General features: G+C 55.9%; 7 protein-coding genes. 6 read left to right on the top strand and 1 reads right to left on the bottom strand.

The genetic code is table 11. The features are described 5' to 3' along the window. Window positions 1-456 precede the first annotated feature (456 nt). From HMPREF3164_RS04840 to HMPREF3164_RS04830, 3 genes are all read left to right on the top strand, one after another. The gene (locus HMPREF3164_RS04840; protein ID WP_070449317.1) at window positions 457-1,968 is read left to right on the top strand and encodes a replication protein RepA; all 1,512 of its coding nucleotides are present in this window, start codon (window positions 457-459) and stop codon (window positions 1,966-1,968) included. Window positions 1,969-2,092: 124 nt separating this feature from the next. Then, complete coding sequence (locus HMPREF3164_RS04835; RefSeq protein ID WP_070449315.1) at window positions 2,093-2,776, top strand: hypothetical protein; 684 nt, start codon at window positions 2,093-2,095, stop codon at window positions 2,774-2,776. Between the two features lie 12 nt (window positions 2,777-2,788). Next, complete coding sequence (locus HMPREF3164_RS04830; RefSeq protein WP_070449311.1) at window positions 2,789-3,757, top strand: hypothetical protein; 969 nt, start codon at window positions 2,789-2,791, stop codon at window positions 3,755-3,757. Window positions 3,758-4,114: 357 nt separating this feature from the next. Here the strand turns inward: HMPREF3164_RS04830 and HMPREF3164_RS04825 are convergent, their stop codons facing one another. After that, window positions 4,115-4,834, bottom strand: a complete 720-nt coding sequence (locus HMPREF3164_RS04825; RefSeq protein ID WP_070449309.1) for a sigma-70 RNA polymerase sigma factor region 4 domain-containing protein — start codon at window positions 4,832-4,834, stop codon at window positions 4,115-4,117. A 227-nt stretch (window positions 4,835-5,061) separates the two neighbouring features. Here HMPREF3164_RS04825 and HMPREF3164_RS04820 point away from each other — a divergent pair, with 227 nt between their 5' ends. Genes HMPREF3164_RS04820 through HMPREF3164_RS04810 form a run of 3 tightly spaced genes read left to right on the top strand, consistent with a single transcriptional unit; the run spans window position 5,062 to window position 6,937 of the window. After that, entirely contained in the window at window positions 5,062-5,286 is a 225-nt protein-coding gene (locus HMPREF3164_RS04820; protein WP_070449306.1) for a hypothetical protein, read from the top strand. 2 nt (window positions 5,287-5,288) lie between these two features. After that, entirely contained in the window at window positions 5,289-6,611 is a 1,323-nt protein-coding gene (locus HMPREF3164_RS04815) for a conjugal transfer protein (RefSeq protein ID WP_070449305.1), read from the top strand. Further along, window positions 6,611-6,937, top strand: a complete 327-nt coding sequence (locus HMPREF3164_RS04810; protein WP_070449303.1) for a hypothetical protein — start codon at window positions 6,611-6,613, stop codon at window positions 6,935-6,937. Before HMPREF3164_RS04815 ends, HMPREF3164_RS04810 begins: the two co-directional genes overlap by 1 nt. Window positions 6,938-6,949 lie beyond the last annotated feature (12 nt).

Here is a 6,949-nt window from a genome sequence, read left to right as displayed (position 1 = left end):
TAGGTACGGAAGTGCGTGCGTTTAGGTACGGAAGGTGGTTTTCCACAGGGGCGTTTTACCGCGCCATTGCAGGGAAGTAGGCGGTTTGAGGGTGGCTTCGCCCTTAAAGACTTACCTTAACGATTTACCTATCATCATCCGCGCGCGCAAAAGCGTCGCCTGTGGATAACTCGGGTAGGATGATGATGACGATGATGATTTTTTCACCCCTAGATCCTGTATTGGCTTTCGCAAAATTTTTTTTGATCCTGGTGTCACAACCCTCGCCGGTGAGGGTACTTAGATACGGGTGTCAGATAAGAAATCAGGGGTTCTCGCTCTTGTGACGTGTTGCATGATTGCATCATGCCGGGGTTATAGGCTATGCTGAACATCGTCAACCCAATACAGTAATGGCCCCGGCGACGCAGCAATCGTCCCGGGACCGTGGGAAAACCTACAAAGACTAGGTCTCCAATGGAAAATTTTAGCGTACCCGAATACCCAAAATCCAGCCGCGAGCCTGCCCAGAGCAGTGATGCTCTCTCGCAGGATCAGCACAGCTATCCCAAGATTTTCGTGCAGTGCTCACTGCCATACCGCAACCCCAACGAGTACTTTTGGCAGCGCTATAACGGTGATACCACCCTGACCCTAACGGCAGGCAGCTACCTCGATGCTCAGGGACAGACCCACATGCACCTGCCCTACGGTATCTACCCCCGCATCATCCTGATGTACCTCGCCTCCGAGGTTCTACGTACACGCTCCCGCGAGATCCAGCTACCCCACTCAGTCTGGGCGTTATTGCGGGATATGGGAGTCGATTGGCCAGGCGGTGCCCGGGCACGTGACATCCTCAAACAGCTACGCGCCGTCCTCGCCATGTCCTGTGAAATGACCATCACTCGCACCACCGATGATGGATCAGCTGTACAAGAATATTCAAAATTTTTGATCGGTGAGCGCGGTCGTATCCACTTCAGCCTAGAGGGTGAGGACCTGCACGGAGATTACCAGTCAACCATCACCCTCTCGACAGGATTCTACGAGTACCTGTGCTCAGGAGCTATGCCGGTGATGACCACCAGGTGGCGGGATCTGATCGCACACACCAAATCCCCCCTCGCCGCCGATATTTTCCTCTGGCTCTCCAGCAGGCTGCCCTCCGTACAATCCGACACCCGCATCAGCTGGGACCAGCTGGCGGGACAATTCGGATCCAACACCACCGCCAGTACAAAATTCCGACAAAATTTTCGGCTGGGGTTGGAACATGCCCTGAGCGTATACCCCGAAGCTCTCGTCAGCGAGGTCGGGGCAGGAGCCCGCAGCGGCTTCCGAGGCCTCATCCTACACCCCTCCCCCGGATCAGACCTCACCGGTCTACACTGGGCCTACCAGCCCCGACCCCTCACCGGTGACAGCACCGCAGAGGATCCACCCAGTGACACACCACCCCCACCACCGTCCTCTGAGGTTTACCGCGGGGTAGACCTCACCCAGCTACGAGCAGACCTTAGCACCGTCGGGATCACCACCGAGGGAACCTCTGATACCGGGCTACAACGCGCTATCGGAACAATCCTCACCCGCGCAGCCTCCCCCGTAGGATCCCCCCAACGGTACGTAACCGTTGCGATCACCGCAGACCCCACCCTGCTCACCGGTGAAGCCCTCACCGCCGCCGCGATCCGTGTTGCTACCCACCGAGAAGCACTCTCCGCGCAGGTACCTGCTACCGAGGGTAATTCCTCCCTACCCACCGGAGGGATCTGCATCATCTGCTACGACCCCTACAACGGGGCCGTATGCCCCTCCTGCGCCGCTGAGCTCATCTCAGCGGATCCTATCCCCACCGACATCCTGACAGAGCTCTGGGAAGCTCTCAAGAATCAGCTGCAAGGTGCCGGGCACAACCTAGGCAGCAGCCTCTATACCCGGTACGAGAACGCCTACCAGTACCACACACAAAACGATCACGCCTAACCCCAAAACAAGGGGGGGATACACTCTAGTGGTGACCACGGATCCGGCAGGATGACCCCCACGCACGATAGACTAGAGTTACGTGAGACAGCACACCCCCTAATATGGAGAGGACCCGAGACTCATGACCCGAAACACTAGACTACTCATTGCTCCTGCTACTGCCGTCGTGGCGGCACTGCTGTTGGGTGGCTGCCAAGCCTCCAATAACAGTAGTGAGGGGGATCTACCCGCATCCTCTGAGTCCTCACCCGCCGCCACTGCTTCTACTTCTTCTTCTGGGTCTGCTAGTGCTAAGCCCTCCCCGAAACCCACGGGGGCTCAGGTGGTTCAGATTGGTGGACCGGATAGTAAGGACACGAAAGAAACCGCCCGCAAGGAGGCTTTCGAGACCGTAAGGCAGTACAACCGCGTCCAAGACGCTTGGGGTAGCAGTGAGGACGAGCTGAAAAATTATTCCGATAACGACCTGAAAAAATTCACCGAGGGGGATGCTCTCAAGCAGCTACAAGAGGCTCACGCCAGGATGGTGGATAATAATCTCGGCTCTGGTAAGGGTCAAGTTGAGGTGGGTCTGCTAGAGATGTATAACGCCAGCAAGATCGAGTTTAATGACGGCAAGGTCTGGGAGCATGGTCTAGTACAGCTGCGAGTCTGTGAGAACTGGTCGGGAGTCCGTAATGCTGACGGTTCCAAATCCGTCCCGGACGATAAGGCTAAGCGTACGATGGATACGATTATCGAGCGTCATGCTGACGGGTACTACTACCTGGTGAGTTATCGGGTCGATCATTATGGGTGTGACTAGGTGAGGGGTGTGATGATGCGACGTAATAAGATCCTCGCCAGTGCTGCCGCGCTCACCCTCGCCTTGAGCAGCGTGATCGTAGTGCCTCCGACGGCACAGGCCGACAGCGGAGTGAGCTGTAATAGTGACCGCTGTAGTGGTGTCGACATTGCTCCTGGGTCTGATGCTGGTGGTACTGCGCAGAGTAATGATAACTCCGCAGAGAGGAAGCCGACCCAGCAGATTGTGGTTACCCCTGAGGTGCCTTTGGAGGAGCAGACTTGCGCTAGTCGGGATGGTAAGGATATCCCGTGTACACGTGAGAATGACGGTAAGTCGGAGTGGTATTACGCTCCAGGGGATTGTTATGCCGGTCAGGCTGAGCAGAAGTTGGAGGATGGTTCTGGGGTTTTCCATTGTGCACCAGCGTCGGACTCCTCACGGGGTGGGCATGCTGGAGCAGTAGTAATTTCCCCAGAGGATCAGGCTCGGTATAACCGGGCCGCCAAGAGCGGGTATCAGGTGGCGCGTGAGGCTATCGCTGATCATCATTTTGATCGTTTCACGATCGCCTCACTACCGAAAGACCCGTCCGACCCGTTGTATACGAAGGCTCATTTATGGTTGTGGGTTCCGGCGAATACAGACGCCCGCACTGCGTTGGATACTCCGTTGGTGGAGGAGAAATCTGACGGACCGACCCATGTGCGCATGACCTTTAAGCCGGTGGGGGTCAATATTAATGTCACCGGTCCTCGCTCGGCCCATCTTCAGTGTAAGTCGTTGGGTAAGGCTGCTGCTGCTGATCAACACCTACAGCAGCCCTCACCATCGTGTTCGTATCAGCCGCGTGTTCAGGGTCGGTATCATCTAGAAGGCGAGGTGCTGTGGCAGGTGTCCTGGCAGGCGGGGGATCAGTCGGGTGAGATCGTGCATGCGGTCCCGTTTGAGGGTAAGGATATTGTGGTCACGGACGCGGCAGCACGCAACGTAGCACCCTAAAGCACAATATAATACACAATATAATATATGGGTGTGTTGAGAGGCTTGGCATCAGGCAGAGTGCAGTCTGATCCCAAGCCCCTCAACGCATATCTAGGTGTACAGCAGAAAACCCCGATAGGGATAATAAGGAGCACCCAAGAGTAACCTAGTCTCAGAAATACAGGTATCCACGACCCAAACACTATATGGTAGCCATACTATACATAATATAATCACCATATAATGCTTGGGGGTGTGGTTACCCTGGCGTACCCCTCTTTGATAACACGGTTATCGTCTGCTCTGAGGGGTACACATACCAGGGGGGTACACCCATCATGGGTGTACCCCCTCCTAATTTTTTGGGTTGTGGTTTTAGATGCCGCCGACGTGTACCATGCTCACCCGGATACGTTCCCGCAGCCGCTCGGCACGCTTACGCATCGCAGCAGCACTAACACCACACTCCGTCGCAGCCTGCACCGGGTCACGGTAATACAGCATCAGCATCCTCGCTTCACTCTCTGTCAGGGTGCCGCTCTCACATGCCCACCCCAGTAGCTGCTGTACCTTCTCTGCGGCCTCCTGAGCGTCATCACGCATCACCTCATCTGAGGGCTCAAGCCCCTGCACTGATTCACTGAGGATCACGTGCGGCTCCTGACGTGGGGTGTAGGAGGTAATCCGGTGCAGCGCATTCAGGTACAGGGTACCCATCACCGACTTCTGGCAGGTACTTACTGGGAAGGTCTTCAGTGCGTCTAAGAACGCGGTCATTCCGATCGAGAATGCTTCGTCCCAGTCTCCTCGGTGTGCGTATTCCCCGAGGCAGCGTGTGGTGCGGATATACCGCAGTACCTGCGGGATAACCGCTTGCAGTAAGATACGCTCCATGAGCTGATGCCCTGCCTGCGCGGTCTTAATGGCAGCGGACCAGATCTGATCCCGCTGCTGTCCCTTAACTCGGTAGAGGGTATCTCGGATTTCGCATGCTGTCATAGGCTGACCCTCAAAGACGAGGGGGGTATCCGCTAAATTCTCCCATTGCGTGTTCATATAGGACAGGGCGGAAGCGGTGATGGTCGCGGTGCTCATGAAAAGGGTCTCCTGATGGAATCGGGTAACTGACGATTCCATCGGAGCAAATCCAGACTGGACAAATTTCTGGATTTTTTAAGCCCCCTGAGGTTGAGCTCTCTGGAAAAAATCGTGTTTGCCCTAGTCAGGAGGGCAAAAATATTTTTCAATCTTTTTGTCACAACCTCCTCCCACCCGTGCACTTCTATAGAGCAGATAACGATTTTTTACAGGAGGTACTGCTGGTGACGGAGCGTGCATGGCGTGAAGCTCTAGAGGATATGGGGGTGCTTGCGCAGGCTGAAGATGAGCTGACAACATCGATGGCGCAGCTTTTAGAGGACCCCTTTAGCCCGGTGGCACAGCATCAGCTGCAGCAGGTGTTAGCCTCACGTCAGCTTGCGGATGCTAATGGTGCAGCTCATCGTATCCGTACCGGGTACGAGACAGTCGAGTATGAGGAAGAGTAACGATGGTGCTCAAAAAAATCTTGTCACAACCGTCGCACCCGGAACCTGAGAGTGCAGGGTATCAGGGGTATCCTGAGAATCCTCAGCATTCGGCGGGGCAGTTACCGCACGAGGGGCAGCCCTACGGGATGAGGGGTCACGATGCTTTAGGGCAGGCACCTGTCGGGTATGAGTACCCCCAGCAGCAGCCTGTATATACGCACCCTCAGGATCGGCGGGCGTACCCTCAGGTACCGTCCCAGCAGTATGGGTATGATCCGTCCCTCCCTGGATCCGCTGGTGGGCAGCAGGCGTACCAGGCGGCACCTGCCCCTGAGACGCCCCAAGCACCAAAGCCGCAGAAAAAGAAATCTTTTTTCTCAAAATCCCGCACTCGACAGAAAAGTGCCGATAGGGACGAATCGTCTCAGGATCAGCAGTGGCTGCCCAGCACGAAATCCTCTGCTGTCAATAGGGTTGGGACCCGGCTGATTTCTGTCGGTATCTACGGTGCTATCGCCTTAGGACTCGGGCTTGGAGGAATGAGCTACCTGGCTCTAGAGGATATTAACGCGCGAGCAGCACAGCAAAAGCCTGTCGCGGCGACCTCCTTGGATATGACAGACACCTCAGCACAGGCACAAGCTGTTGGATATGTACAGGCCTGGCTCTCTGCTACAGGATCAGACCACGCCGCCTTGGATCAGTACGCTCAGGTGACGGTCAACTCCCAAGAGCCTACCGAGTACCGCAACCTGCGCCAGGCAGGATTCACCAAAAACGGTGACCTGATTTCGGTGCGGGTTACCGGAGAGACAAAAACCGTTCAGGAGCAAGAGGGAGGAAAGCGGGTTGAGGTGTGGACTCCCCGATGGTGGCAAGTCGTCTTACGTGTCGACGGGTCCGGGGGGATTTCCGTGGTAGGGCTACCAACCCCGATCTCTGCCCCCGCAAGTGCCTCAGGAAACCTAAATCTGGGGTACTCGAAGCCGGTGAATTCGACCGAAGCATCTGCCACAGTGAACGAGTTTTTGACGGCTTATCTCACGGGTGTAGGAGAGGTGAGCCGTTATACCACCCCGGGCAGCAGTATTCTGCCGGTCACCCCGGCACCGTATGAGCAGGTCTCCGTGCAGGAGATCCGCTCGGATGTGGATCTGACAGATAAGACGATCCGCAAAAACGGTGCGAAAGCACACCTGTCGGTGGTAGCTCGTACCAGCTCGGGTAAATCCGCACAGACCACCACCTATTTTTTGACCGTCAAGGCTCGTGACGGTCGTTGGGAAATCGAGTCGATCGATCAGATTCCCGTCAAGCAGCAGTCAGAAGGAGATAAAAAATAATGCTGTACACCGTCATGCAGGCCACCTCGGTACCCCTAGCCGACTTTTTCCAGTTCACCCAGAATTTCTCTAACCGGGGTGTGACCGCGCTTCAAGCTGTAGGATATCTCATCGCTATTGTCGCGGTGATCGCGGTGTCGTGTACCCGCGGCTTTAAGCTCTGGAAACTTTTTGTGGGGCTGCTAACCGGCGCAATTATCGCCTGGGCAGTCAGCGGTGGTGTGGACTGGGGTAAAAACCAGCTCGACGAGACCGTCAAAAACACCGGGGATCAGGCCGCAGCCGTGCAGGTTGTGCAGGTACCGGATAATCACACCCTCGTTTAGGACACGGTAAGG

Origin of the sequence: Rothia sp. HMSC08A08, from assembly GCF_001808385.1 — a bacterium.
Lineage (GTDB): Bacteria > Actinomycetota > Actinomycetes > Actinomycetales > Micrococcaceae > Rothia > Rothia dentocariosa.
Note: the sequence above shows the minus strand (reverse complement) of the source record. Positions and strands in the feature narration are given on the sequence as shown.

Coding starts and splice junctions, on each gene's coding strand:
- HMPREF3164_RS04840 (WP_070449317.1), top strand. CDS start 457: ATGGAAAATTTTAGCGTACCCGAATACCCAAAATCCAGCCGCGAGCCT.
- HMPREF3164_RS04835 (WP_070449315.1), top strand. CDS start 2,093: ATGACCCGAAACACTAGACTACTCATTGCTCCTGCTACTGCCGTCGTG.
- HMPREF3164_RS04830 (WP_070449311.1), top strand. CDS start 2,789: ATGATGCGACGTAATAAGATCCTCGCCAGTGCTGCCGCGCTCACCCTC.
- HMPREF3164_RS04825 (WP_070449309.1), bottom strand. CDS start 4,834: ATGAGCACCGCGACCATCACCGCTTCCGCCCTGTCCTATATGAACACG.
- HMPREF3164_RS04815 (WP_070449305.1), top strand. CDS start 5,289: ATGGTGCTCAAAAAAATCTTGTCACAACCGTCGCACCCGGAACCTGAG.
- HMPREF3164_RS04810 (WP_070449303.1), top strand. CDS start 6,611: ATGCTGTACACCGTCATGCAGGCCACCTCGGTACCCCTAGCCGACTTT.